26 protein-coding genes are annotated in these 25,658 nt (G+C 68.5%); 14 read left to right on the plus strand and 12 right to left on the minus strand.

Features of this window, described 5'->3' with window-relative positions; translation table 11 throughout:
- The first annotated feature begins 51 nt into the window (after nt 1-51).
- The gene (gene pth / locus OC372_RS15245) at nt 52-633 is read left to right on the plus strand and encodes an aminoacyl-tRNA hydrolase (RefSeq protein WP_262002586.1); all 582 of its coding nucleotides are present in this window, start codon (nt 52-54) and stop codon (nt 631-633) included.
- A 36-nt stretch (nt 634-669) separates the two neighbouring features.
- Here pth and OC372_RS15250 read toward each other — a convergent pair whose 3' ends face one another.
- Both OC372_RS15250 and trpS read right to left on the minus strand, forming a co-directional pair.
- On the minus strand, nt 670-1,251 hold the full coding sequence (locus tag OC372_RS15250) for a hypothetical protein (protein ID WP_105710889.1): 582 nt from the start codon (nt 1,249-1,251) through the stop codon (nt 670-672).
- 22 nt (nt 1,252-1,273) lie between these two features.
- Entirely contained in the window at nt 1,274-2,278 is a 1,005-nt protein-coding gene (gene trpS, locus OC372_RS15255; RefSeq protein ID WP_081859884.1) for a tryptophan--tRNA ligase, read from the minus strand.
- Between the two features lie 45 nt (nt 2,279-2,323).
- Here trpS and OC372_RS15260 point away from each other — a divergent pair, with 45 nt between their 5' ends.
- The 3 genes from OC372_RS15260 to OC372_RS15270 are packed head-to-tail and all read left to right on the plus strand — an operon-like array spanning nt 2,324 to nt 4,310.
- Nucleotides 2,324-2,968, plus strand: coding sequence for an SRPBCC family protein (locus OC372_RS15260; RefSeq protein ID WP_262002587.1), 645 nt, complete (start codon nt 2,324-2,326; stop codon nt 2,966-2,968).
- Complete coding sequence (locus tag OC372_RS15265; protein ID WP_105710888.1) at nt 2,965-3,648, plus strand: DUF4166 domain-containing protein; 684 nt, start codon at nt 2,965-2,967, stop codon at nt 3,646-3,648. Before OC372_RS15260 ends, OC372_RS15265 begins: the two co-directional genes overlap by 4 nt.
- Nucleotides 3,645-4,310 (plus strand): DUF4166 domain-containing protein, encoded by a 666-nt coding sequence (locus OC372_RS15270; RefSeq protein WP_262002588.1) that lies wholly within the window; start codon nt 3,645-3,647, stop codon nt 4,308-4,310. Before OC372_RS15265 ends, OC372_RS15270 begins: the two co-directional genes overlap by 4 nt.
- Here OC372_RS15270 and OC372_RS15275 read toward each other — a convergent pair.
- From OC372_RS15275 to sdhC, 6 genes are all read right to left on the minus strand, one after another.
- A complete protein-coding gene (locus OC372_RS15275) occupies nt 4,298-5,137 on the minus strand; it encodes an exodeoxyribonuclease III (protein ID WP_181156274.1) in 840 nt (279 codons plus the stop codon). The two genes, OC372_RS15270 and OC372_RS15275, sit on opposite strands and share 13 nt — an antisense overlap.
- Nucleotides 5,138-5,147: 10 nt before the next feature.
- Nucleotides 5,148-6,356, minus strand: a complete 1,209-nt coding sequence (locus tag OC372_RS15280) for a YihY/virulence factor BrkB family protein (RefSeq protein WP_262002589.1) — start codon at nt 6,354-6,356, stop codon at nt 5,148-5,150.
- Between the two features lie 144 nt (nt 6,357-6,500).
- The gene (locus tag OC372_RS15285; RefSeq protein WP_105710885.1) at nt 6,501-7,268 is read right to left on the minus strand and encodes a succinate dehydrogenase iron-sulfur subunit; all 768 of its coding nucleotides are present in this window, start codon (nt 7,266-7,268) and stop codon (nt 6,501-6,503) included.
- 2 nt (nt 7,269-7,270) lie between these two features.
- Complete coding sequence (sdhA, locus tag OC372_RS15290; RefSeq protein WP_262002590.1) at nt 7,271-9,097, minus strand: succinate dehydrogenase flavoprotein subunit; 1,827 nt, start codon at nt 9,095-9,097, stop codon at nt 7,271-7,273.
- An 18-nt stretch (nt 9,098-9,115) separates the two neighbouring features.
- Nucleotides 9,116-9,562 (minus strand): succinate dehydrogenase hydrophobic membrane anchor subunit, encoded by a 447-nt coding sequence (locus OC372_RS15295; RefSeq protein ID WP_029262557.1) that lies wholly within the window; start codon nt 9,560-9,562, stop codon nt 9,116-9,118.
- A complete protein-coding gene (gene sdhC / locus OC372_RS15300) occupies nt 9,562-9,996 on the minus strand; it encodes a succinate dehydrogenase, cytochrome b556 subunit (RefSeq protein WP_072591539.1) in 435 nt (144 codons plus the stop codon). The genes OC372_RS15295 and sdhC overlap by 1 nt, the downstream gene beginning before the upstream one ends.
- Before the next feature lie 179 nt (nt 9,997-10,175).
- Between sdhC and OC372_RS15305 the strand changes: the two genes are divergently transcribed.
- From OC372_RS15305 to OC372_RS15350, 10 genes are all read left to right on the plus strand, one after another.
- Nucleotides 10,176-11,291 carry a mannose-1-phosphate guanylyltransferase gene (locus OC372_RS15305; RefSeq protein WP_029262556.1) on the plus strand — a complete coding sequence of 372 codons (1,116 nt, stop codon included), beginning with the start codon at nt 10,176-10,178 and terminating at the stop codon, nt 11,289-11,291.
- A 160-nt stretch (nt 11,292-11,451) separates the two neighbouring features.
- Nucleotides 11,452-12,564, plus strand: a complete 1,113-nt coding sequence (locus tag OC372_RS15310; protein WP_029262555.1) for a BMP family protein — start codon at nt 11,452-11,454, stop codon at nt 12,562-12,564.
- Between the two features lie 120 nt (nt 12,565-12,684).
- Entirely contained in the window at nt 12,685-14,199 is a 1,515-nt protein-coding gene (locus tag OC372_RS15315; protein WP_029262554.1) for an ABC transporter ATP-binding protein, read from the plus strand.
- Nucleotides 14,196-15,515, plus strand: coding sequence for an ABC transporter permease (locus OC372_RS15320; RefSeq protein ID WP_029262553.1), 1,320 nt, complete (start codon nt 14,196-14,198; stop codon nt 15,513-15,515). The genes OC372_RS15315 and OC372_RS15320 overlap by 4 nt, the downstream gene beginning before the upstream one ends.
- On the plus strand, nt 15,515-16,798 hold the full coding sequence (locus tag OC372_RS15325; protein ID WP_029262552.1) for an ABC transporter permease subunit: 1,284 nt from the start codon (nt 15,515-15,517) through the stop codon (nt 16,796-16,798). Before OC372_RS15320 ends, OC372_RS15325 begins: the two co-directional genes overlap by 1 nt.
- Nucleotides 16,799-16,824: 26 nt before the next feature.
- Nucleotides 16,825-17,223, plus strand: coding sequence for a cytidine deaminase (locus OC372_RS15330; protein WP_029262551.1), 399 nt, complete (start codon nt 16,825-16,827; stop codon nt 17,221-17,223).
- Nucleotides 17,220-18,512 carry a thymidine phosphorylase gene (locus OC372_RS15335; RefSeq protein ID WP_262002591.1) on the plus strand — a complete coding sequence of 431 codons (1,293 nt, stop codon included), beginning with the start codon at nt 17,220-17,222 and terminating at the stop codon, nt 18,510-18,512. The genes OC372_RS15330 and OC372_RS15335 overlap by 4 nt, the downstream gene beginning before the upstream one ends.
- Before the next feature lie 50 nt (nt 18,513-18,562).
- Complete coding sequence (locus tag OC372_RS15340; RefSeq protein WP_029262549.1) at nt 18,563-19,678, plus strand: adenosine deaminase; 1,116 nt, start codon at nt 18,563-18,565, stop codon at nt 19,676-19,678.
- A gap of 56 nt (nt 19,679-19,734) precedes the next feature.
- Nucleotides 19,735-20,796, plus strand: coding sequence for a polysaccharide deacetylase family protein (locus OC372_RS15345; protein ID WP_262002592.1), 1,062 nt, complete (start codon nt 19,735-19,737; stop codon nt 20,794-20,796).
- A 26-nt stretch (nt 20,797-20,822) separates the two neighbouring features.
- Nucleotides 20,823-21,686, plus strand: a complete 864-nt coding sequence (locus tag OC372_RS15350; RefSeq protein WP_262002593.1) for a carbohydrate kinase family protein — start codon at nt 20,823-20,825, stop codon at nt 21,684-21,686.
- Nucleotides 21,687-21,689: 3 nt separating this feature from the next.
- On the opposite strand, the gene OC372_RS15355 is transcribed toward OC372_RS15350, so the two are convergent.
- The 4 genes from OC372_RS15355 to OC372_RS15370 are packed head-to-tail and all read right to left on the minus strand — an operon-like array spanning nt 21,690 to nt 25,650.
- The gene (locus tag OC372_RS15355; RefSeq protein ID WP_262002594.1) at nt 21,690-22,436 is read right to left on the minus strand and encodes an alpha/beta hydrolase; all 747 of its coding nucleotides are present in this window, start codon (nt 22,434-22,436) and stop codon (nt 21,690-21,692) included.
- A 9-nt stretch (nt 22,437-22,445) separates the two neighbouring features.
- Entirely contained in the window at nt 22,446-23,411 is a 966-nt protein-coding gene (locus OC372_RS15360) for an SDR family oxidoreductase (RefSeq protein WP_262002595.1), read from the minus strand.
- Nucleotides 23,411-24,361, minus strand: a complete 951-nt coding sequence (locus OC372_RS15365) for a bile acid:sodium symporter family protein (RefSeq protein ID WP_105710878.1) — start codon at nt 24,359-24,361, stop codon at nt 23,411-23,413. The genes OC372_RS15360 and OC372_RS15365 overlap by 1 nt, the downstream gene beginning before the upstream one ends.
- On the minus strand, nt 24,358-25,650 hold the full coding sequence (locus OC372_RS15370) for a flavin-containing monooxygenase (protein ID WP_262002596.1): 1,293 nt from the start codon (nt 25,648-25,650) through the stop codon (nt 24,358-24,360). The genes OC372_RS15365 and OC372_RS15370 overlap by 4 nt, the downstream gene beginning before the upstream one ends.
- Nucleotides 25,651-25,658 lie beyond the last annotated feature (8 nt).

A 25,658-nucleotide genomic window follows, 5' to 3' on the forward strand; every position in this document is an offset into this window, starting at 1 on the left:
CTCTGTCGTATCCTGACCGGGGCTCGCACCGGGCGGGGAGAGGACGACGACATGGCATCGACCTGGCTCGTGGTGGGACTCGGCAACCCGGGCCCGCGATATGAGACCACCCGGCACAACATCGGTCAGATGGTGGTCGATGAGCTGGCCTCGCGACGCAGCGAGGCGTTCCGGGAGCACAAGGGGGGAGCGCGCGTCGTCGAGACGTGGCTGCGTCCTGGCTCGGACAAGCTCGTCCTGGCCAAGCCGAACACCTTCATGAACGTCTCGGGCACCCCGGTCGCGGCATTGGCGCGCTTCTACTCGGTGCCCGCAGAGCAGGTCATCGTCGTGCACGACGAGCTCGACATCCCCTTCGACACGGTCAAGCTCAAGATCGGTGGGGGGCACGGGGGCCACAACGGCGTGCGCGACATCGCTCGGGCTCTCGGGACGGCAGAGTTCCCGCGTGTGCGCGTGGGGATCGGCCGTCCGGTCGGCCGCCAGGATCCGGCTGACTGGGTGCTCTCACCCTTCGGCAAAGAGGAACGGCCGAACCTGCCGATCCTCGTCGACGATGCGGCCGACGCGGTCGAGCTCCTCGTCGGTGAAGGACTTCTCGCGGCGCAGCAGAAGCACCACGCACCGCGCTGACGCCGCGGTGGCGCTCCCGCTGCTCCGAGAGCGTCGTCAGGACGTGTAGGTCGCGAAGCCTGCGGCGCTTCCTGCCGCGAGCGCGGCGACCAGCACGGTGAAGAAGATGACCGCGCCGAGCACGGCGACGACGACGGCCGCGATACCGGCGCCACGGCCCCTGCGCTTGGCGATGGCGATGATGCCGATCACGATCGCGGCGATCCCGAGGACCGTGCCGATCCAGAAGGACAGCTCGGCCCAGAGGACCTGATCCCGTGCAGGGGAGAGCACGCTGAGGTCTTCGGTGGTCGACGTCGTCACGCCCTGCGGGAGGACGCGCCCGATCTCGAAGGCCGCGATGCCGGCGATGATGGGGGTGACGACCGCGGCGAGGAGCGCGAGGATCAGCGCGATCGTCCCGAACAGGCCGGACGGGCGGACCGTGGTGTCGGGGGCCGTGTAGGCGCCTGCCGGGGAGGCGTAGCCGCCGACGGGAACCTGGTACGCGCCCGGAGGGGCTGCCGGATACGCGGCAGCCGGAGCATTCGGAATCGTTGCGTACGGCGGTGCGGCGGGCGGTGCCGGCGGCGCGAAGGGCTCGGCGCCGGAAGGGGGAGGCAGCTGTGGATCAGTCACGTCCCCCATCCTAGGGCGCGGCTCAGACGCGCCGGAGGAGCCCCACGCGGTCGTACACGTTCGAGAGGGTCGCATCGGCGACGGCGTCCGCGCGGCCGGCGTTCTCTGCCAGGATGCGGTCGAGTTCTGCAGGATCGTCGAGCAGTTCGAGTGCACGCGCGCGCACGGGCTCGAACTCGTTCACGACCACCTCGGCGAGGCCCTTCTTGAAGTCGCCGTAGCCGCGACCCGCGTACTCGTCCTCGATCGCGGCGACCTGGCGGCCGCTGAGGGCCGCGTAGATCGTGAGGAGGTTCGAGACACCGGGCTTGTTCTCCCGGTCGAAGCGCACGGAGCCCTCGTTGTCGGTCACCGCTCGCATGATCTTCTTCGCCGACTTCGCCGGGTCGTCGAGCATCCACAGGACTCCCGCGTCGCTCTCCGCCGACTTCGACATCTTGGCGGTCGGGTTCTGCAGGTCGTAGATGCGCGCGGTCTCCTTCTGGATGACCGGCATCGGCACCGTGAAGGTCTCGCCGAAGCGGGAGTTGAAGCGTTCGGCGAGATCACGGGTGAGCTCGACGTGCTGCTTCTGGTCGTCGCCCACCGGCACCACATCGGTCTGGTAGAGCAGGATGTCGGCGGCCATGAGGACCGGATACGTGAACAGGCCGACGCTGGTGGCATCGGCTCCGTACCGCGTCGACTTGTCCTTGAACTGCGTCATGCGGCCGGCTTCGCCGAAACCGGTGATCGTGCTGAGGATCCAAGCGAGCTCGGCGTGCGCGCGCACATGGGACTGCACGTACAGGGTCGACAGCGACGGCTCGATGCCCGCGGCGATGTACTGCGCGGCGGTGCGACGTGTCTTCTCACGGAGTTCTGCCGGGTCCTGTGCGACGGTGAGCGCGTGCAGGTCGACGACCGAGAAGTAGGCATCGTAGGAGCTCTGCAGGTCTCGCCACTGGAGCAGCGCGCCGATGTAGTTGCCGATCTGGAGGGAGTCGGCGGAGGGCTGCATTCCGGAGTAAAGGCGCGGTTTCGTCACATCCTCAATCCTATGGGGTGTGTGCGGGGCCCATACGATGGGCGCATGACGCCCGAATCCCCTCTCCGCCGCAGACGAGGGGACGAAGCCCTCTACGTCGAGGTCCTCATCCGCGCGCCGCTGGAGGAGGTCTGGCGGCTGACGCAGGATCCCGCCTCTCACGTGCGCTGGGATGCGCGATTCAGCGACATCGTTCCGCAGCGCACGCGATCGGACGGCGCACGGGAGTTCCGATACGAGCTCGACCTCGGGGTGCACACGATCCGCGGCACGGGAGTCTCCCTCGCCACCCGCGAGGGACCTGCCGGGGAGCGGACTTCGGCTCTGCTGTTCGACACGGAGGACGCCCTGTCCCCGCTGGGCGCGGGTCGCGGGTACTGGCGCTACATCCCGACGCCGGAGGGCGTGCGATTCCTGACCGGCTACGACTACGTGCCGGGATGGGGATGGCTCGGGCGCCTGTGCGACCCGCTCCTCATCCGCCCGTTCGTGTGGTGGCTGACCGCGCGGAGTTTCGACCGCCTGCGGATGTGGGCGGAAGAGGGGACCTCCCCGGAGCAAGCCAGCGGATGGCGGTCGCTGCGCCGCGGATATCGGCCCCGTGCGCGGAACTGTCGATCGCGACCTGCCCGCCGCGCCGGGCGCACGATCATGGACGACGCACCGAGATCGCTCGAGGAGATCGCATGACGACGTCGACCGGTATCTTCGAGCGCGCGCTCGGAGACGATTTCGCCCGGCTCCACCCGCAGCTCCAGCGTCGCTTCGGGGTCGGCGTCGAGGCCGGATACGGCTGCATCGGACGCGGCACGATGACGGAGGTGCGTCGTGGCCCCTGGTGGACGCTGCCCTTCCTGCTGATCGGGACGTTCCGGAACATCCTCTTCCCGGAGCGCGGACGCGATGTCCCGTTCCGGATAGACAACCATGCGTACCTCGATGATTTCGGCCGTGAGACCGTGACGTTCGTCCGGACGATGGAAGTGCGCCCCGGTCGTCGCCGACGCTTCGACGCCACCATGATCTACAGCGACGCCCGCCGTCGAGTGGTCGACTATCTGGGCACGCATCAGCACCTGGCGGTCGACCTCGACCTGGCCGTCACCGACGACGGCGCTCTGCAGCTGACCTCCGGCGAGCAGCGGTTCTACGAGGGGCCTCTCGCCTTCCGATTCCCGATGCTGTTCAGCGGGCGGGCGCGGCTGCGGGAGAGATACGACGATGAGCAGCAGCGGTTCCTGATCGATCTCGAGATCCACAACGACATCCTCGGATTCCTGTTCGGCTACCGCGGCGCGTTCACGTGCGAGTTCGTCGAAGGGCCGGCGCCTGCGACCGTCAAGCCCTATCGTGAGGAGCTTCGCGAATGACGGCCAGGGGCGCCGTCTTCCTCGCCGCGCTCGGCGACGACGCGGAGCGGCTGCACCCGGAGATCCTCGCGCAGATGCGGGTGGAGGCCGAGAGCGACAGCGCGGCCGGCGTGTTCTCGGTCGCCGGCAGCCGGTTCGGGCGGCTGACCGCTCTGGGGTACCCGGTGGTGGGCCCCGGACTGCTCGTCACACGTTTCGCCCGCGATGTCCCGTTCCGGATCGACACGGTGGCCGGCCGATCGAGATCGGGCCGGGCGACCCTCGCCGCCCGGCGGGAGTTCCGGTTTCCCGGGGCGATCGAGGACATCTCCGATCGCCTCACGGTGACCGAGCGCCCCGGGATCCTCCACAACGTACTGGGCGTTCGCGGACGCGTGGAGATGCTCGAGGAGTGCTCCGTCACGTCGGAGGGTGCCCTGCGGATGCGCTCCCGCGTGGTGGCCCTGCGGGTCGGCAGACACCGGATCACACTTCGCGGCATCCTGCGCCTCGATGTCGACCTCGTCGACGGCTGGGACGACGCCGAGCAGCGTCGCACCATCGCGATGCGCGCCACGAACCCCGTGCTCGGAACAGTCCTCGAGTACCGCGGTTGGTACCGTCATGCGGAGCGCACCGACCGCGACGCCGAGGCCGCCCCCGGATCGGGTCAGTACGAGTAGTCGACGACGACCGGAGCGTGATCGCTCCAGCGCTGGTCGTAGGCCGCCGCGCGGGCGACGTGATAGGTCGCGACGCGCTCGGCGAGTGCCGGCGTGGCGAGGTGGTAGTCGATGCGCCACCCCGAGTCGTTGTCGAATGCCTGACCGCGCATCGACCACCATGTGTACGGCCCGTCGATCTCGCCGTGGAAGCGGCGGCCGACGTCGACCCACCCGAGGCCCGTGCCGATCGTGCCGTCGACGGCGGTGATCTCTGCGCCCGACTCGCCGAGGAAGCGGTCGAAGTAGGCACGCTCACGGGGCAGGAATCCGGCCTTCTTGCGGTTGCCACGCCAGTTCTTGATGTCGAGCTCACGGTGCCCGACGTTGAGGTCCCCGGTGACGAGGGCGAGCGCACCGTCGGCGCCGAGTTCGCCGAGCCGCGTGCCGAACGCGTCGAGGAACTTCCACTTCTCGTCCTGCTTCGGGGTGTCGGCCTCGCCGGAGTGCACGTACGCGCTCACGACGGTGAGCGGACGGTCTCCGAGCAGGTAGTCAGCCTCGATCCAGCGGCCCTTCGAGTCGAAGTCCGCAGCACCGAACTCGGTGCGCGACGCGATGGCCGGCGTACGACTCGCGATGGCGACGCCCGCGCGACCCTTGGCGGTGGCCTCGTCGTGCACGAACGACCAGCCGGGCAGCGCGGCTTCGAGGTGCTCGTCCTGCCCGCGCACCTCCTGGAGCGTGAGGATGTCGATTCCGGCCTCGTCGAGCCAGCTGCTCATCCCGTTGCGAGCTGCGGCTCGGATTCCGTTGACATTGACCGTGGCGATACGCAGATGAGGCATGCTCACAAGCCTAACGAGCGCCGCCGACATCCCGATCCGGCCGGTGCAGGTCGGCGATGAGTCGCTGCGCGAAGGGGGTGGGGGAATCCACGGGCGGGGGAGGGGACGCCTCGAGAGCCGCGAGCTCGTTCTCCGCGGCGCGCAGCGCTCGTCCCGCCGTCCATGCCTGGAACCACGGGGCGGCGTCGCGGGCCTCGCGAGCCTCCCGCACACGGATCCGCGCCGCGGTGAGCAGGGTCTCGTACTCGATCAGGCGGCGCTCCGCCTCGGTCTGCTCCAGCAGGGGCTGATCCCGGTCCTGCGCGGCGACCGCGATCCACGACGAGGCCACCAGCATCACGACGCCGTTGACGCGGAACCACAGCAGGAGGCCGATGAAGATGGCGAAGGTCGCGAGCAGCGGATTCGACGGGGTATAGCTCAAAAGGAAACCGGCTCCGTACTGGAGAACGGTCATCGCGCCGCCGCCGAGAAGGGCACCGGGCCAGATGGTCCGCCACTGCAGGGACGTCCCTGTGAGGAAGCGGACCATGGCGGCCAGCGCCGTCGACATGATGGCGAACGACACGATGACGGTCGCGATGCGGATGCCGAGGTTCAGCCCGTCCGATCCGGAATCCCAGCCCAGCAGACTGAGGAGCCAGCTCAACACGGCGGCGCTGGCGGAGCTGAGGAGGGAGCCGACGATCAACGAGACGCCGAAGATCAGTGCGGCGAGCAGGTCCCGGGCCTTCAGGATGACGTAGCTGCGCCGGTCCGGAGGAAGGCCGAAGATGTCCCTGGTCGCTCGCCGCGAGAACGTCACCCAGCCGATGGCCGTCCAGATGACGGTTCCGAGGGCGATCAGGCCCGTGACGCCGAGGACATTGGCCGTGCTCGCGGCGACGTCCTGCACCTGTTCCGGCGTGAAGACGCCCCCCTCGGGGAGGATCAGGTTGGGGATGTACCTGTTGATCATGTCGATCAGACCGTTGACGGCTTCCTCGCTGCCGCCGAGCCAGAGCCCGGCGATGGCGAAGGCGAGGTAGATCGCCGCGAAGATCGCGAAGAGCGCCTGATAGCTCACGCCCGCAGCGAGCAGGAACCCGTTGCGCTGCAGGAAGTGTCGCCAGACGCGGACGGGAAACAGGCCGAGAGTGCGCTGCGTGAGTGCGGTCGCGCGCTCGACGGCCGCATCGAGGCGACCGGGCTCGGCCGCGGAGCCATCGGGTTCAGACACGTCCCCACCCTATCCAAGGGCCGCGCGATGCGAGAGCAGCCGGGGACGTGAGAACAGCCGGAGACGCGTGAACAGGCGGAGACATGAGAACAGGCGGCCCCGGAAGGGAACCGCCTGTTCTCGGATGATGGCCTGCGGGGCGCGTCAGGGACGGCCGCGAAGAACCGCCTGCTTGACCTCGGCGATGGCCTTGGTGACCTCGATGCCGCGCGGGCAGGCCTCGGAGCAGTTGAAGGTCGTGCGGCAGCGCCATACGCCTTCCTTGTCGTTGAGGATGTCCAGACGCACGGCCGCGTTGTCGTCGCGGGAGTCGAAGATGAAGCGGTGCGCGTTCACGATCGCGGCAGGGCCGAAGTACTGGCCGTCGGTCCAGAACACGGGGCAGGACGAGGTGCACGCGGCGCACAGGATGCACTTGGTGGTGTCGTCGAAGATCTCGCGGTCGGCGATCGTCTGGACGCGCTCCTTGCCCTTCTCCGGGACGGAGCTGGCGACGAGGAACGGCTGCACCTCGCGGTACGAGGCGAAGAACGGCTCCATGTCGACGACGAGGTCCTTCTCCAGCGGCAGGCCCTTGATGGCCTCGACGTAGATCGGCTTCGAGATGTCGAGGTCCTTGATCAGCGTCTTGCAGGCCAGGCGGTTCCGGCCGTTGATGCGCATGGCATCGGAACCGCAGATGCCGTGCGCGCAGGAGCGGCGGAAGGTAAGCGAGCCGTCGACCTCCCACTTGATCTTGTGCAGCGCGTCGAGGACACGATCGGTGGAGTACAGCTCCACGTCGTAGTCGACCCAGTGCGGCTCGGCATCGACCTCGGGGTCGAACCGGCGGATGTTGAACGTGACGATGAAGGACTGGATGCCGGTCTCTGCGGTCGTGTCCGCGGGTGCTTCGGCGATGGCGTTCGACATGCTCAGTACTTCCTCTCCATCGGCGGGTAGTTCAATTCGCCCTGATCGTTCTTCGTGAAGACGACGGGCTTCCAGTCGAGCTTGATGTGGTCGCTCGGGGTCGACGAGTGCGGGTCACCGGTGAGGTAGGCCATGGTGTGCTTCATGTACTTCTCGTCGTCGCGCGTCGGGAAGTCGTCGCGCATGTGGCCGCCGCGGCTCTCCTCGCGGTTCTGCGCGGCGTAGACCACGACCTCGGCGATGTCGAGAAGGAAGCCCAGCTCGACGGCCTCGAGCAGATCGGTGTTGAACCGCTTGCCCTTGTCGTCGACGTGCACGTTCTTGTAGCGCTCACGCAGCTCGGCGATCACTCCCAGCACGTGCTGCAGCGAGTCGTGCGTGCGGAACACCTGCGCGCCCTTGTCCATCTCGTCCTGCAGCGTCTTGCGCAGCACGGCGATGCGTTCGGTGCCCTGGTTGTTGCGCAGGTCCTCGAGCATGCCGGAGACGAAGCCGGCGGGGTTCTCGGGGAGGGGCACGAACTCGGCCGTCTTGACGTACTCCACGGCGTTGCGGCCGCTGCGCTTGCCGAACACGTTGATGTCGAGCAGGGAGTTGGTGCCGAGACGGTTGGCACCGTGCACCGAGACGCAGGCACACTCGCCGGCGGCGTACAGGCCGGGGACGATCGTGTCGTTGTCGGCCAGGACCTCGCCGTTGTTGTTGGTCGGGATGCCGCCCATGGCGTAGTGCGCCGTCGGCATCACCGGCACCGGCTCGACGACCGGGTCCACGCCCAGGTACGTGCGGGCGAACTCCGTGATGTCGGGCAACTTGGTCTCGAGGACCTCGGCGCCCAGGTGCGTGCAATCCAGCAGCACGTAGTCCTTGTGCGGGCCGGCGCCACGGCCTTCCGCGACCTCCTGCACCATGCAGCGGGCGACGATGTCACGTGGAGCGAGGTCCTTGATCGTCGGGGCGTAGCGCTCCATGAAGCGCTCTCCCGAGGCGTTGCGCAGGATCGCGCCCTCGCCTCGTGCGCCCTCGGTGAGGAGGATGCCGAGGCCGGCGAGCCCGGTCGGGTGGAACTGGAAGAACTCCAGGTCCTCGAGGGGGAGGCCCTTGCGCCAGACGATGCCGACGCCGTCGCCCGTGAGGGTGTGCGCGTTGGAGGTCGTCTTGAAGATCTTGCCGAAGCCGCCGGTCGCGAAGATCACGGCCTTGGCCTGGAACACGTGCAGCTCGCCGGTCGAGAGGTCGTAGGCGACGACTCCCGAGACCTGGGTCCTGCCGTCGGCGTCCTTCACCGTCAGCAGGTCGAGCACGTAGAACTCGTTGAAGAAGTTGATGCCGAGCTTGACGCAGTTCTGGAAGAGCGTCTGCAGGATCATGTGGCCGGTGCGGTCTGCGGCGTAGCAGGCGCGGCGGACCGGGGTCTTGCCGTGCTCTGCAGTGTGCCCGCCGAAACGGCGCTGGTCGATCTTGCCCTCGGGCGTGCGGTTGAAGGGGAGGCCCATGTTCTCGAGGTCGATGACCGCCTCGATGGCCTCCTTCGCGAGGATCTCCGCCGCGTCCTGGTCGACGAGGTAGTCGCCGCCCTTGACGGTGTCGAAGGTGTGCCACTCCCAGGAGTCCTCCTCGACGTTCGCGAGGGCTGCCGCCATGCCGCCCTGCGCCGCACCGGTGTGCGAGCGCGTGGGGTACAGCTTGGAGATCACGGCGGTCTTCGCGCCGGGGCCGGCCTCGATGGCCGCCCGCATGCCGGCGCCACCGGCACCAACGATCACGATGTCGAACTGGTGGTAATGCACGCCGTCACGGACGACGGAATCCTGCGTCTCGGTAGTCACTTCTTCTTAGCCTTCTTCTCAGTTCCCGACCAGTGCGGCGCATTCGCTCCACAGGACGCTGTCCTCGGTCACACCCAGGCACGGGTCGAACGTGAAGACGACGAGCGTGCCCAGGATGATGAGCAGACCGGCGGCGAGCCCGAGGGCCCAGGTGAGGGCCTTCCGGGCGGTGGTGTTCGTGACGTAGTCGTTCACGATCGTGCGCATGCCGTTGGCGCCGTGGATCAGTGCGAGCCACAGCATCAGCACGTCCCACCACTGCCAGAACGGCGTGGCGAACTTGCCGGCGATGAATGCGAAGTCGAGGGCGTGGATGCCCTCGCCGACCATGAGGTTGACGAAGAGGTGGCCGAAGATCAGCACGACGAGCACGACGCCCGAGGCGCGCATGAAGACCCAGCCCCACTTCTCGAGGTTGACTCCGCGCCGGCGGCGAGCCGGGGCTGCGATGGTCTGCGCGGTCATCAGTGTCCCCCTCCGAATCCGGCGAACGCGAGCATCAGGTGGCGGGGCACGAAGCCGGCCATGATGATGCCCCAGACCAGCAGCACGCCCCAGAAGAGCTGACGCTGGTACTTGGCGCCCTTCGACCAGAAGTCGACGGCGATGATGCGCAGCCCGTTCATCGCGTGGAACACGATGCCGGCCACGAGCACGACCTCGCCGAGCGCCATGATGGGGTTCTTGTACGTGCCGATCACGGCGTTGTACGCCTCCGGCGAGACCCTGATCAGTGCCGTGTCGAGCACGTGCACCAACAGGAAGAAGAAGATGGCGACTCCGGTGATGCGGTGAAGCACCCACGACCACATGCCTTCGCGGCCCCGATAGAGGGTGCCGCGGGGGGTCTTGGACGTGGTTTCCGAAATCGACGGTGTCAAGCGAGCGCTCGTGGACACGGTCGTCCTCCCTGATCGATGTGCGTCGGTCGCATGCGCTGCTCTCGTTCAAGTGTGAGCCTGTCGAAGTCAGGCACGCCCGATCGCTGTCCATCCTATTCCTGTCAGAAGACTGGGAGCGACGAAGGGGAGCCTAAGTATCTCGATGTCGAGAGGTCTCCTCGGGCTACCCTGGCAGGGTGAGCGCACCCATCAAGGATTTCTACGCAGTGATTCCCGCCGGCGGCATCGGCAGCAGGCTCTGGCCGCTCTCCCGGGCGGACGCGCCCAAGTTCCTGCACGACCTCACGGGTTCGGGGCATTCGCTGCTCCGCGACACCTGGGACCGCCTGGAACCGCTCAGCGGATCCGACCGGATCGCCGTGGTCACCGGACGCGCCCACCGCGCCGCGGTCGAGGCCGAGCTGCCGGGCATCGCGGACCTCAACGTCTTCCTCGAGTCGGAGCCGCGGGAGTCGGCCGCCGCGATCGGCCTCGCCGCAGCCATCCTGCACCGACGCGAGCCCGACGTGATCATCGGCTCATTCAGCGCGGACCATGTGATCCGTAGCACGCGCGTGTTCGAGTTCGCGGTGCGCGACGCCGTCGAGGTCGCCCGCGAGGGGTACATCTGCACGATAGGCATCTCACCCACCGAGCCGGCGATCGGCTTCGGCTACATCAAGAAGGGCCCGGAGCTCGTGGTCGACGGCGCGCGCGAGGCCGCGCTCGTGGAGAGCTTCGTCGAGAAGCCCGACCTGGAGACGGCGAAGGAGTACCTCGCCGATCGCGACTACCTGTGGAACGCCGGCATGTTCATCGCGAAGGCGAGCGTGCTGTTGGACGAGCTCGCCGCGAACGAGCCCGAGCTGCACGCCGGGCTCCTCGAACTCGCGGAGGCCTGGGACGACCGGGAGCTGCGCGGACCGGCGGTCGACCGCATCTGGCCGCGCCTGAAGAAGATCGCCATCGACTACGCGGTCGCGGAGCCCGCCGCCCGCCGCGGACGGCTCGCGGTGGTCCCCGGCCATTTCGACTGGGATGACGTGGGTGACTTCGCCTCGCTGACCAAGCTCATCAACAACGGACGTAAGAACGACCTCGCCGTCCTCGGGCCGAATGCCCGGGTGCTGACCGACGGCGCGAGCGGGATCCTCGTGAGTCAGACGTCTCGGGTGATCAGCCTGGTGGGCGTCCAGGACATCGTCGTCGTGGACACCCCCGACGCGCTCCTGGTCACCACGGTCGAGCACGCGCAGCGCGTGAAGGGCGTCGTCGAGTCCCTCAAGCTCACCGGCCGCGGAGACGTGCTCTGAACCCTGCGCCGATGAGCAGGCGTTCACGCTCATCGGGTGGCTTGATTTCAGCTTTGTAACCTTTGGCCAGCGCATCCGCCGCGCACGTGCGCAAAAGGCGAAACAGTAGGTAACTTTGATCGATCCGCGATGGCCGCGGTTTCGTTGAGGGAGGCATCAGTTGACCATCTCCACCACCAAGAAGCTGCTCGGCGCGACGGTCGCCGCGGGCGTCATCTTCGCGCTCGCCGGCTGCGGTCAGGCACCGACCGACAAGCCCGCGGGCTCCGAGAAGCCGGTCGACTCCGACTTCCTTCCCTGCCTCATCTCCGACGCGGGCGGCTGGAACGACAAGTCGTTCAACCAGTCGGCCAAGGAGGGTATGGACAGCGCGGCTGACGAGCTCGGCATCAAGCCCCTCGAGTTCGAGTCGGCGAACGACAACGACTACGCGCCGAACCTCGAGACCGCGGTCTCCGAAGGCTGCTCGCTCATCGTCGCCGTCGGCTTCAAGCTCTCCGCAGCCACGGTCGAGTCCGCGCTCGCGAACCCCGAGATCGACTACGCGATCATCGACGACTACGCCGACAACGACTTCGACGGCACCACCGATGCCCCGAACATCAAGCCCCTCGTCTTCGACACCGCGCAGGCGGCCTACCTCGGCGGTTACGCCGCGGCAGCCTGGTCCGCGCAGAGCGGCGTGAACAAGGTCGGCACCTTCGGCGGCATGCAGATTCCGTCGGTCGCCGTGTTCATGGACGGCTACCAGCTCGGCGTCGACAAGTACAACGAGGACAAGTCGGCTGCGGTCGAGGTCTTCGGGTGGGACGCCGCGACGCAGAAGGGCTCGTTCACGGGCGGCTTCGACGCGAACGACACCGCCAAGCAGACCGCACAGGGCGTGCTCGACCAGGGCGTCGACGTGATCCTCCCGGTCGGCGGTCCCGTCTACCAGAGCGCTGCTGCGGCGATCACCGACAGCGGCAAGGACACGCTGATGCTCGGCGTCGACAGCGACCTGGCCGTGGCCGACCCGAACGTGGCCGGCATGACGCTGGTCTCGATCATGAAGGCGATCGATGTCGCCGTGCATGACGCTACCGTCGCGGCCGCCGCCGGCGAGTTCGACGCAGCGCCGTACGTCGGCACGCTCGAGAACGAGGGCGTCAAGCTCTCCGGCTTCGGCGACTTCGAGGGTGAGCTGCCCGACGGCCTGCTCGATGAGCTGGCCGAGCTGCAGAAGCAGATCATCGCCGGTGACATCACGGTGGAGTCCGAGAACTCCCCGTAAGTCGTAACCGGTCCAGCACGGGGCGAGTGGTGAGCAGGCTGCCACTCGCCCCGTGCCGTGGACGGACGACGATTCTCCTGGATGACTCTTCTGGATAACTCTTCTGGATAAGGTGCAGATATGAAGCTCGAACTTCGCGGCATCACCAAGCGATTCGGTAGCCTCGTGGCCAACGACCACATCGATCTGGTGGTCGAGCCGGGGGAGATCCACGCGCTCCTCGGCGAGAACGGCGCGGGCAAGTCCACGCTCATGAACGTCCTCTACGGCCTGTACCAGGCCGATGAGGGAGAGATCCTCCTCGATGACGAGGTGCAGCGCTTCCGCGGTCCTGGCGACGCGATGGCTGCGGGGATCGGCATGGTCCACCAGCACTTCATGCTCGTCCCGGTCTTCACCGTGGCCGAGAACGTGATGCTCGGTCACGAGCAGACCAAGGCGCTCGGCAGGCTCGACATCGCGAAGGCGCGAGAGCACGTGCGCTCGGTCGCCGCCCGCTTCGGATTCGACATCGACCCGGATGCGCTCGTGGGCGACCTGCCCGTCGGCGTGCAGCAGCGCGTCGAGATCATCAAGGCCCTGTCGCGCGACGCGAAGGTGCTCGTCTTCGACGAGCCGACCGCGGTGCTCACCCCGCAGGAGACCGACGAGCTGATGAACATCATGCGTCAGCTGCGCGACGAGGGCACGGCGATCGTGTTCATCACGCACAAGCTGCGCGAGGTGCGCGAGGTGGCCGACAAGATCACCATCATCCGTCTGGGCAAGGTCGTCGGCGAGGCGTCTCCCACCGCGACGAACGCGGAGCTCGCCTCCCTCATGGTCGGTCGCGCGGTCGAGCTGACCGTGCACAAGGATCCGCCCCGCCTCGGCGAGGGCGGCTTCGAAGTCAAGGGACTGCGCGTCCTCACCGCCACGGGCGCGATCGTCGTCGACGGCGTCGACCTCGCCGTCCGTCCCGGCGAGGTCCTCGCGATCGCCGGTGTGCAGGGCAACGGCCAGACCGAACTGGTGGAGGCCATCGTCGGCCTCGCCGCCCGCGTCGAAGGCAGCATCGTGCTCGACGGGAAGGAACTCGTCGGCAAGAGCGTGCGCGCCATCCTCGACGCCGGCGTCGGCTTCGTCCCCGAGGACCGCACGGAGGACGGGCTGGTCGCCGGCTTCTCCGTCGCGGAGAACCTCATCCTCGACCGCTCGGACGACCCGGCGTTCAGCCGCGCCGGCACGCTGCGCCGTTCGGCTCTCGACGAGTTCGCCCGTGCGCGCATCACCGAGTACGACATCCGCACGCAGGGGCCGGAGACGCCGGCGGGCACGCTGTCGGGCGGCAACCAGCAGAAGGTCGTCATCGCCCGGGAGATGAGCCGCGACCTGCGGCTCCTCGTCGCCGCGCAGCCGACCCGTGGCGTGGACGTCGGCTCGATCGAGTTCATCCACAAGCGGATCATCGAGACGCGCGATGCGGGCATCCCCGTGATCGTCGTCTCCACGGAGCTCGACGAGGTCGCGGCTCTCGCCGACCGGATCGCGGTCATGTACCGCGGCACGATCGTCGGCATCGTCCCCGGAGACACGCCTCGGGAGACACTCGGACTCATGATGGCCGGAGCGGCCGAAGGGGAGGTGGCCGCGTGAGCGGAGCGACGCCCGGCGCAGGAGATGTGACCAAGGGGATCCCGCCGCAGGAGCTCGCCACGAGCACCGGCACCGTCCCGCGCGACCCCTCCGACGTGCCGCCGCCTCCGCGCGGAAACCTCATCCTCAAGGAGATCCTCCGCGGTAACGCCGTCACGACGATCCTCGCGATCGTCCTGGCACTGATCGTGGGCGGCATCCTCATCGCCTTCACGAATGAAGACGTGCAGACGGCCTCGGTGTATTTCTTCGCGCAGCCGGGCGACACGTTCGTCGCCGCCTGGAACGCCGTGTACAACGGCTACGAGGCGCTGTTCCGCGGAGCGATCTTCAACGCCCGTGGCGCGGACTTCGCGGCCCAGATCCGGCCGCTGACGAACACCCTCGGCTTCGCGGCTCCGCTGATCGCGGCCGGCCTCGGTGTCGCTCTGGCATTCCGCGTCGGCCTGTTCAACATCGGTGCCCGTGGGCAGATGCTCATCGGTGTCGCCGTCGCGGCGCTGCTGACCTTCTCGCTCGATCTGCCGATCTGGCTGCACATCCCGGTGACGCTGATCGCCGGTATCGCCGGCGGTGCTCTCTGGGGCGCCATCGCGGGGCTCATCAAGGCGCGCACCGGTGCGCACGAGGTGATCCTCACGATCATGCTCAACTACATCGCGTACTACCTGCTGCTGTGGATGATCCGCACGCCGGGCCTGCTGCAGAAGCCGGGCACCAACCAGGCACTCGGCTCGGCGACGCCGCAGAGCGCGCAGTTCCCGACCCTGCTCGGTCCGCAGTTCCCGCTGCTCGATCTCGGCTTCGTGATCGTGATCGTCGCGACGCTGTTCGTCTGGTGGCTGATCGAGCGCTCGTCGCTCGGCATGCGGATGCGCGCGGTGGGGGAGAACCCCCATGCGGCACGCGCCGCCGGCATCAGCGTGCAGCGCATCTACGTCTACGCGATGCTGTTCGCCGGAGGCCTGGCGGGTCTCGCCGGCATGAATCAGATCCAGGGCGCCGTCACCACCGGCGTGACCGAGACGATCGACGCCGGCATCGGCTTCGACGCGATCACGGTCGCGCTCCTCGGCCGCAGCCGTGCGTGGGGCACGTTCGCCGCCGGCATCCTGTTCGGGGCGCTCAAGGCGGGCTCGTTCTCGATGCAGGCGCAGGACATCCCGGTCGACATCGTGCTCGTGGTGCAGTCGCTCGTGGTGCTGTTCATCGCGGCGCCGCCGCTGCTGCGGACGGTGTTCTTCCTTCCGAAGACCGATGCGGAGAAGGCTGCCAAGGCAAGAGCCAAGGCCGCGAAGAAGGCGGTGATGGCATGATGTCCCTCGTTCAGACCCAGGCCGCCGACGGCACGGTGCAGCTCGCGACGGTCAAGGAGCGGCACCTCAAGGCGCCGATCGTCCTCGCCGCGGCGACCGCGCTGCTCGCGCTGCTGTTCCTCGCGGTGCCACGGTCGGGCACCAGCACCTTCCGTCTCTCCGACCAGTCCTCGGCGCTCTCGCTTCCCGATGTGGCGCTGCCGACCGCATCGACCTTCTGGGTCGTGTTCGGCATCCTCGTGGTCTTGACCGTCGGCGCCTTCCTCCGGGCGTGGACCTACCGCAAGCCCTCGCTGTGGCTGGTCGTGGCCTATGGCGTGCTCGCCGTCTTCGCTTTCCTCGTCTGGGCATCCGCGGGTGGACTCGTGCCGGTCACGAGCCTGCTGTTCGGAGCGGTGTCGCTGTCGGTACCGCTCGTGTTCGGTGCTCTGGGCGGCGTCATCGGCGAGCGTGCCGGTGTCGTGAACGTCGCGATCGAGGGTCAGCTCCTGCTCGGTGCCTTCTCCGCCGCCCTGCTCTCGAGCATCACCGGCAACCCGTTCGTCGGTCTGATCGGCGCGATGGTGGGTGGCGTGCTGGTGGCCAGCGTGCTGGCCGCGTTCGCGATCAAGTACCTCGTCGAGCAGGTCATCGTCGGTGTCGTGCTCAACGTGCTCGTCACGGGTCTCACCGGCTTCCTCTACGGCGCACTCCTCGCACCGAACGAGACGACCTTGAACACCCCCGTCCGGTTCCCGCGCGTCGAGATCCCGGTGCTCAGCGACATCCCGATCATCGGGCCCGTCCTGTTCAACCAGACGTTCATCGGATACCTGATGTTCATCACCGTCGCCGTGGTCGCGTGGGGGCTGTACCGCACCCGCTGGGGTCTGCGGCTCCGTGCCGTGGGTGAGCACCCGCAGGCCGCGGACACCGTCGGCATCAAGGTGAACCCGACCCGATTCTGGAACGTGCTGCTCGCGGGGGCGATCGCCGGCATGGGTGGTGCGTACTTCACGCTCGTCTCGGTGCCGCAGTTCGGCAAGGACATGACGGCGGGACTCGGCTTCATCGCCCTCGCCGCCGTGATCTTCGGCCGCTGGGACCCGATCCGTGCCACGCTCGCCGCGCTGCTGTTCGGCTTCGCGACCAACCTGCAGAACCTGCTGTCGATCCTGAAGACGCCGATCCCGGGTGAGTTCATGCTCATGCTGCCGTACCTGGTCACGCTGCTCGCCGTGGCCGGATTCGCCGGGCAGATCAAGGCGCCCGCCGCCGACGGCAAGCCCTACATAAAGTCCTAGCCCGGTCGGAAGAGGAAAGCATCGCAATGACAGACATCGACTGGGATGAACTGCGCCAGGTCGCCACGGATGCCATGACGAAGGCGTACGCGCCGTATTCGCGTTATCGCGTGGGGGCGGCGGCCCTCGTCGGTGACGGCCGCATCGTCGCCGGCTGCAACGTCGAGAACGCCTCCTACGGCGTGACCCTGTGCGCCGAGTGCGCCCTCGTCGGCGATCTGCACATGTCGGGCGGCGGCCAGCTCGTCGCCTTCGTGTGCGTGAACAACGACGGACAGACGATCATGCCGTGCGGACGCTGCCGGCAGCTGCTGTTCGAGCACGCGATGCCGGGCATGCTGCTGGAGACTGTCTCCGGCATCCGCACGATCGACGAGGTGCTGCCCGACGCGTTCGGGCCGCGCGACCTGGAGGAAGCACGATGACTGTTGAGCCCTTCGACGCGGTGGACGTGATCCGCTCCAAGCGCGACGGCGGTGCGGTCCCCGAGGCGGCGCTGCGGTGGATGATCGACGCGTACACCCGCGGCTACGTCTCCGACGCGCAGATGGCCTCGTTCGCGATGGCGATCTTCCAGCGCGGGATGGAGCGCGATGAGATCCGCGTACTGACCGACGCGATGATCGCATCGGGGGAGCGGATGAGCTTCGCCTCGCTCGGCAAGAAGACCGTCGACAAGCATTCCACCGGCGGCGTCGGCGACAAGATCACCCTGCCGCTCGCCCCGCTGGTCGCGTCGTTCGGCGTCGCCGTCCCGCAGCTCAGCGGTCGCGGACTCGGCCACACCGGCGGCACGCTCGACAAGCTCGAGTCGATCCCCGGCTGGCGCGCCGCCCTCAGCAACGAGGAGATGTTCGCGCAGATGCAGGGCGATGTCGGCGCGGTCATCTGCGCCGCGGGCTCGGGTCTCGCGCCTGCCGACAAGAAGCTGTACGCCCTCCGTGACGTCACCGGCACGGTCGAGGCGATCCCGCTGATCGCGTCGAGCATCATGTCGAAGAAGATCGCCGAGGGCACCGATGCGCTCGTGCTCGACGTGAAATTCGGCTCCGGCGCCTTCATGCAGGACATCGACCGCGCCCGCGAACTCGCGCGCACGATGGTCGCGCTCGGCACCGATTCCGGAGTGGCGACCACCGCGCTCCTCACTGACATGAACGTGCCTCTCGGGCTCGCGATCGGCAACGCCAACGAGGTCCGCGAATCCGTCGAGATCCTCGCCGGCGGCGGCCCGTCCGATGTGCGCGAACTCACCCTCGCCCTGGCACGGGAGATGCTCGCCCTCGCCGGACAGCCGGATGCCGACGTGGAGGCCGCGCTCGACGACGGCCGCGCGATGGACACCTGGAAGGCGATGATCCGCGCCCAGGACGGCGACCCCGATGCGGCGCTGCCGACCGCGCGGGAGACACATGTCGTGACCGCCCCGGCCGACGGCGTGATCACACGTATGGATGCGCTGCCCTTCGGCATCGCCGCGTGGCGGCTCGGAGCCGGTCGCGCCAGGGCCGAGGATCCGGTGATCTTCGAGGCGGGGATCGACCTGCACGCCAAGCCCGGTGACCGCGTCGTCGCGGGGCAGCCGCTGTTCACCCTCTCCGCTGCCGACGACGCACGCTTCGGCCGGGCTCTCGATGCTCTCGAGGGCTCGTGGGAGATCGGCGACGAGGCTCCGGCGGCCGGTCCCATCGTGCGCGAGCGCATCACGGCGTGACCCACGACCGCTAGCCTGAACTGAGCACATCCGCGACCGAGAGGATCACCATGTCGATCGATGCGAACGGCGACGTCACGCTGCAGGGCGTCTCCCTGCGGAGCCTCCCGAAGGTGTCGCTGCACGACCACCTCGACGGCGCTCTGCGCCCCTCGACGATCCTCGAGCTCGCGGACTCCATCGGCCTCGAGGTCCCGGAATCCACGCCCGCAGCCCTCGGGAAATGGTTCGCGAAGCAGAGTGACTCCGGTTCGCTGGTCGAGTACCTCAAGACGTTCGACCTGACCACCGCCGTGATGCAGACCCAGGAAGGGCTCACCCGCGTCGCGCGCGAGTTCGTCCAGGATCTCGCAGCCGACGGCGTGGTCTACGGCGAGGTGCGCTGGGCTCCGGAGCAGCATCAGGCGCAGGGCCTCACGCTCGAGCAGACCGTCGAAGCCGTGCAGCAGGGCATCGAGGAGGGCGAGGACGCGGCGGATCGCGATGGTCGCAGCATCCGCGTCGGCCAGCTCATCACGGCGATGCGCCACACCGACCGTGCACGGGAGATCGCGGAGCTCGCGGTCGCCTTCCGCGGTCGTGGCGCCGTCGGCTTCGACATCGCCGGCCCGGAAGACGGCTTCCCGCCGTCGAACCACCGCGCGGCGTTCGACTACCTCGCCGACAACTTCTTCCCCGTGACCGTGCACGCGGGTGAGGCCGCAGGGCTCGCGTCCATCCGCTCGGCGCTGATCGACGGTCGCGCGCTGCGCCTCGGCCACGGTGTGCGCATCGCCGAAGACCTCCAGGTCGTCACGCAGGAGGGCGACGAGGTGCAGGTGCAGTTCGGCGACCTGGCCCGTTGGGTGCGCGACCGCGAGATCCCGCTCGAGCTGTCGCCGTCGTCGAACCTGCAGACCGGTGCGATCGCCGCGTGGGGCGACACCCTGGCCGACCACCCGTTCGATCTGCTGTACCAGCTCGGGTTCTCGGTGACGGTGAACGTCGACAACCGCACGATGAGCGCCACCTCGCTGACCCGCGAGCTCGCCCTGCTCGTCGAGACCTTCGAGTACGACCTCGACGATCTCGAGACGTTCCAGTTCAATGCGGCTGCGGCCGCGTTCCTCCCCGTCGAGGAGCGGGAGGAGCTCGTCGAGTTGATCGCCGAGGGATTCGACATCTGACCGTGGCCTCCGGGGGGAGACGGCGCGGGGGCGTCGCGGGAATCATCATCGCTGCGGTGATCGTCGTCGTGGGCGGTGGCTTCACAACATACGTCTGGCTGAACCATGCACCGGCCGAGGCCGAAGCGAAGCCGACACGGACACCGACTCCGGTCGAGACCGCGGTCCCGCTGACACCGGCGGAGCAGCTCATCGCGGATGCCGATGATCCGCTCGCCTGCGCGGTGACGTTCACGGGCGAAGGGGTTCCGGCCGACCCCCAGCTGCAGCGGCAGGACGGTCTGTACCAGGCGCTCCCGATCCCGGCACTCGCCGGCCGCGTGTTCGCCGGCTGGTACGCGACGGCGGCGGATGCCGCGGCCTACACCGTCGCCGCACGGGTGAACGGCGCGGACCCCGTCGTCTGCGACCAGCAGCAGGTCGAGCTCTTCGCCGCCTGGAAGACGCCGGAGCAGAACGCGGCCGAGGGCGTGCAGGTCCCGATCCTCATGTACCACCAGTTCACGGCGAATCCCGAGGGGGAGTCCGGCTGGCTGCGCGGCAACTACGCCTACATCGGCGACTTCGACGCGCACATGAACCACATCGCGACGACGGGCTTCTACCTGCCCACCTGGGACGAGCTGAGCGCCTTCATCGACGGTCGGCTCTCGCTGCCCGCGCGGAGCGTGATCATCACGGATGACGATGCCGACCAGACCTGGTTCGACCTCGGGGCCCCCGTCGTGGCGAAGCAGAAGCTGCTCGCGACGTCGTTCATGGTGACCGCCTACCGCTCCGACCCGCCGCCGTCGATCCACGTGCTGCGCCGTTCGCACACGCACGACATGCACAAGGCGGGCGATAACGGTGACGGGCTGATGGTGAACTGGACCGCGGATCAGATCGCCGCCGACCTCAACCTCTCCGGCGACACTCTGGGCGTTCGCGAGGTCATCGCCTATCCGTTCGGGCACTACAACGACACCGCCAAGCAGGGCGTCCGGCAGGCCGGCTACGAGATGGCACGGACGATCGAACCCGGGTTCGTCACCATCGGCACCGACAAGCTCGCCCTCCCCGTGGTGCGCATCGACTACGGCATGGGCCTGGACGCCCTGGTGTCGCGCATCGGCTGACGGCGTCGAAGCGGCAGGATGGTCGCATGCCCGACTCCGTCTTCATCGCCGGTCCCGCCTCGTGGAACACGATCGTCGTTCTCGACCGGCTTCCCGAGCCGGTGCCCCACATGCAGTTCGCCGACGAGACGTGGGCGACCGTCGGCGGCACGAGCGCCGGTAAGGCCCTGACCCTCACCGGGCTCGGACGTGCGGCGCAGCTCTATGCCCTCGCCGGACCCGACGAGGAGGGCGGCCGCGTGCGTGCGGCCCTCGACCGTGCAGAAGTACGGGTGCGCTGGGGCGAAGGAGCCACCGAGCGGCATCTGAACCTCATGACCCGCGCGGGAGCCCGGGTCTCGCTGTACCTGTCGTCGCCGGAGGCGACCGCGGGCGAGGACGATGCCTGGGTGCGCGAGCGGATGGGGGAGGCGGCGGTGATCGTGCTCGACCTCGCCGCCGAACCGCTGCGGCTCCTGCCGATGGCGCGCGAGACCGGAGTCCCGATCTGGGTCGACGTGCACGACTACGACGGTGAGGCCGAGTTCCACCGCCCGTTCCTGGCGGCGGCGGACGCGGTGTTCTGCAATGCGGATCGCCTCCCGGACCCGGTCGCATTCCTGCACTCCCGCATCGCCGCCGGTGCCTCACTCGCCGTGTGCACGCTCGGGGCCGAGGGCGCAGTGGCCGTGGATGCGGAGGGGGTCGAGTATCGGGTGGCGGCCGTGCCCGTCGAGGTCGTCGACACGAACGGTGCGGGCGACGCTTTCCTCGCGGGCGTGCTCGACGCGCGCCTGGACGGCGCGGGAGTCGGCGCGGCACTCGAGGTGGGCGCCCGGACAGCCGCTACCGTCCTCCGTTCGCGACACCTGCATCCGCTGTTGGATGCGGTCATCGACGCGGGGGAGTGAGTCTCAGGGCGCGAGCGGCGCGAGGAACTCCTCGGTGAGTCGCGTGACCTCGTCGTGCATCTCGTCCGTCGAGATCGTCGGGGTGCCGTCGCCGTCCTGCGGGCCGTAATCCCCGAAAGATGCGTGCGACGCGCCGTCGATCTCCACCATCTCGGCGTCAGCGGGCAGCAGGTCGCGCGCGTCTGCGATCTTCTCCGGAGTGGAGAGGCCGTCTTCGCTGCCCGAGATGCTGAGGACCGGAAGGCCGCTGTCCGACACGTCGGTCGCGCAGTACGAGCCGAACAGCACCAGCGCGTCGGCATCCGCTGCGAGCTGGCAGGCACGGACGCCCCCGAGCGAGTGCCCGCCGACACCCCAGACATCGATATCCGGGGCGACCGAGGTGAAGGCGCCGAGTCCGCGCGGGTCGAAGAAGGCCAGGTTCAGCCAGGGGCGGGTGATCACGACCGTGGTTCCCTCCTCGGCGAGCCCTTGGAGGATGGCCGCGTAGGCCCACGGGTCGACCTTGGCGCCGGGGATGAAGACCAGGCCGAGATCCGAGTCGCCGTCGGCGGGGGCGAGCACGATGCCCTCGTCCGCGTCGGTGACGGTGATCGCGGGGTTCTCCCGTACGCTCGCGAGCGGCTCCGGCTCGGCGGCCATGACACCGATCTGCGTGTACGCGAGGACGCCGACCACCGCCAGCACCAGCACGATCGCGAGACTCCACAGCACACGTTTCAGGACCCGGCGGCCACGCTTCTTCTGCACGGATCAACGCTACCCCGCGTCACCACGCTTCCGGGCGACGGCCGGGTGCGTGCGGAGATACTCCTCGAAGGCCTCCCGCGTCGTGCGACGCGGGGTGTAGCCGAACTCCTCCTTCAGCCGACGGTTCGCCAGCACCGGGCGGTACCGGAGGAACGGGACCTTCTCCGGTCCGTGTGGGGTGAGGCGCAGCGTCCGTCCGATCCGCAGTGCCGTCGACAGCGCCCACGCGGGCAGCACGAGCTGCGGCTTGCCGAGACGAGCGGCGATCTCCGGCACCGTCATCCGCCCGTCACCCGCGACGTTGAAGATGCCGGCCGGGCCGTCGGTCGCCGCCCGCACCATCGCGGCCGCCACGTCGTCGACCCAGACGAAGACGAAGGGCGACTCCGAGCCGGCGATGCGAAGGATCCGCCGCCCGTGCCAGAGCGCGGTGATCTGGTTGCGCACGGTCGGACCGAGGATCGTGCCGATGCGGAAGATCACCTGGGCGAGCTCGGGGTGGGTACGCCGGTGCTCGGCCAGCATCTCCTCGACCAGCCGCTTGTGCCGGGCGTACGGGAACGCGTCGTTGCCGCGAAGCGGCTGGTTCTCGTCGATCCACTCCGGGTTGTCGGAGTGATAGCCGTACGCGGCGCCCGAGCTGGAGACCACGATGCGGCGGACTCCCGCCTCGACGCACGCGGCGAGGACGTTGGCGGAACCGGTCACATCGACGCGGTACTCCAGATCGACGTCGTGGCCGGGATTCACGATCGCCGCGAGGTGCACGACCGTGTCGATGCGGTGCTGCCGCAGCACCGGGGCGATCGCCGCCGCATCCGTCACATCCAGCGCGGCATCGATGATGCCCGCGCGGGGTGCGCCCGCTCGCAGATCCGCGGCGACCACGATATCGACGTCGTCTCGCGCAGCGAGCGCCAGCGCCACGTGCGAGCCGAGGAAGCCGCTGCCGCCCGTGATCAGAACCCGGGGCATCAGGCGGCCTCGACGGTCGTGCGGCCGCTCGCATCGCCGGTGCTCGATCCCGTGCGCTTCCTGGTGTGCCGAGCCCAGAGTCCGGCGAGGACGAGGCCGGCGACGATGTCCCAGATGCCCCACCACCCGGCCACGATCGCCATGCCGCCGAGGCCGTCGAAGAACAGGAACACCAGGCCCAGCCCGAGGCCGGCGTTGCGGATGCCGACTTCGAAGGTCATGGCCTTGCGCTCGCGGGTGCCGAGCCCGCCCACCACAGCAGTGCCGTAGCCGAGCGCGAGCGCCACCGCGTCGTGCACCGCGACCACCAGCAGGATGATGCCGAGCACCTGCACGAACACCGCCCAGTTGCCGACGAGGGCGGCGATGATGAAGCCGAGCAGGGCGATCAGGCTGAACCACTTCACGAACGGCTGCACGCGGGCGCTGAACCGGGGTGCCTTCGCACTGAGGAGCAGGCCGAGAGCGAAGGGGAGACCGACGATGAGGAGGATCTCCAGGAGCATCCGCCACGGGTCGAGCGTGATGTCGCGCAGCAGAGTGCGAGCGGTCGGATGCAGCGAGGCCCAGAAGGTGATGCTCAGCGGCATCGCGACGATGTAGATGAGGTTCCCCACCGCGGTGAGCGACACCGAGAGGGCGACGTTGCCCCCGGCGCGATGCGTCAGCACCTGGGAGATGTTCCCCGGCGGGCAGCAGGCCACGAGCAGCATCCCGAGCGCCATCGACGGCGGCACGGGGAGCACGAGCGTCAGCAGGAACGTCGCGATCGGCAGCAGGAGCAGCTGGGCGAGGATCGCGATCGCGAACGGCTTCGGATGCTTCGCCACGACGCGGAAGTCGCTCGGTGAGGTGTCCAGCGCGATGCCGAACATGATGAGGCCGAGGACCACGTTGAGGATCGTCAGCGTGCCGGGCGTGAACGAGAGGACGACGTCGTCGACGTTCATGCCGAGGCCTCCAGTGCACTCTTCTCGCGCCGCACGGCGCCCCGGTAGGCGTCTTTGTTGACGTAGTACGCCATCCGGTCGAGGCCCAGGTAGTGATAGCCGCCCGTGACATCGGGCCACGCCGTTCCCGTGACCCGGTCGCGGAAGCGGGCGGCGCGGGTGGGATCGATCTCCACCGCGTCGAGGTAGGCGGCGAGCAGCTCCGCCTGTTCGTAGCGACCCTGCCAGCCGATGCCGGACGCCTCGATCATGCCCATCACGTAGAGGCCGTTGAACGAGGCGGGGAAGACGTTCAGGAAGAGCCGTGGCGAGGCTCCCTGCCAGTGCAGGTGCTCCCGGTCGACGAACGGATAGTCCAGGGTGTAGCCGGTGGCGAGCAGCACGAGGTCGTACTCGTCGGCGCTGCCGCCGCGGAAGTGCACCGTCTGCCCGTCGAAGCGGTCGATGCCCGAGCGGATGCGCAGGTCGCCCTGGCCCAGGTGGTTGAGGATCAGGGTGTTCACGATCGGATGAGACTCGTAGATGCGGTAGTTCGGCTTCGGGAACCCGAACCGCACGGGGTCTCCCGTGAACGCCCGCAGGACGCGGCTGTCGACCGCCTGCTTGATGCGCGCCGGCAGCGGGCGGCCCTGGTTGAGGGTGTCGCTGGGCTTGCCGAACAGGTAGCGGGGCACGAAGTAGTACCCGCGTCGCACGCTCATGTCGACGGACACGGCGTGATGCACGGCATCCACAGCGATGTCGCAGCCCGAGTTCCCGGCGCCGATCAGGAGCACCCGCTTGCCGCGCAGCTGTTCCGGGGACTTGTACGCGCTGGTGTGCAGCAGTTCGCCCGAGAACTCCCCACGGAACGTCGGTACGTTCGGCTCGGCGAGGGTCCCGTTGGCGAGGACGACGCCGGCGTACCAGCGCGTTTCTGTGCCGTCGGGGCCCGAACTGGTCAGCTCCCAACCGCCGTCGCGAGGCTCGAGGCGGGTGACGCGCGTGTCGAACCGGAACAGCCCGGCGAGCCCGAAGTGATCGGCGAAGTCGTCGAAGTACTCCTTCAGCACCCGGTGCCCGGGGTAGTCGACCCGCGAGCGCATCGGGAACTCGGCGAACTCCGTCGTGGTGCGCGAGGAGATCAGGTGCGCGGACTCGTACATCGTGCTGCGGGGATTGGTGATGTCCCAGAGCCCACCCACGCCGTGCGAGGCCTCGTAGCCGTCGACCACGATTCCGCGCTTCTGCAGCGCACGCGCCGCGGCCAACCCCGATGGACCCGCGCCGATCACGGCGTATCTGTTCATGCTGCTCC

Source organism: Microbacterium sp. Mcb102 (genome assembly GCF_024519805.1).
In the GTDB taxonomy this organism is placed as follows: domain Bacteria; phylum Actinomycetota; class Actinomycetes; order Actinomycetales; family Microbacteriaceae; genus Microbacterium.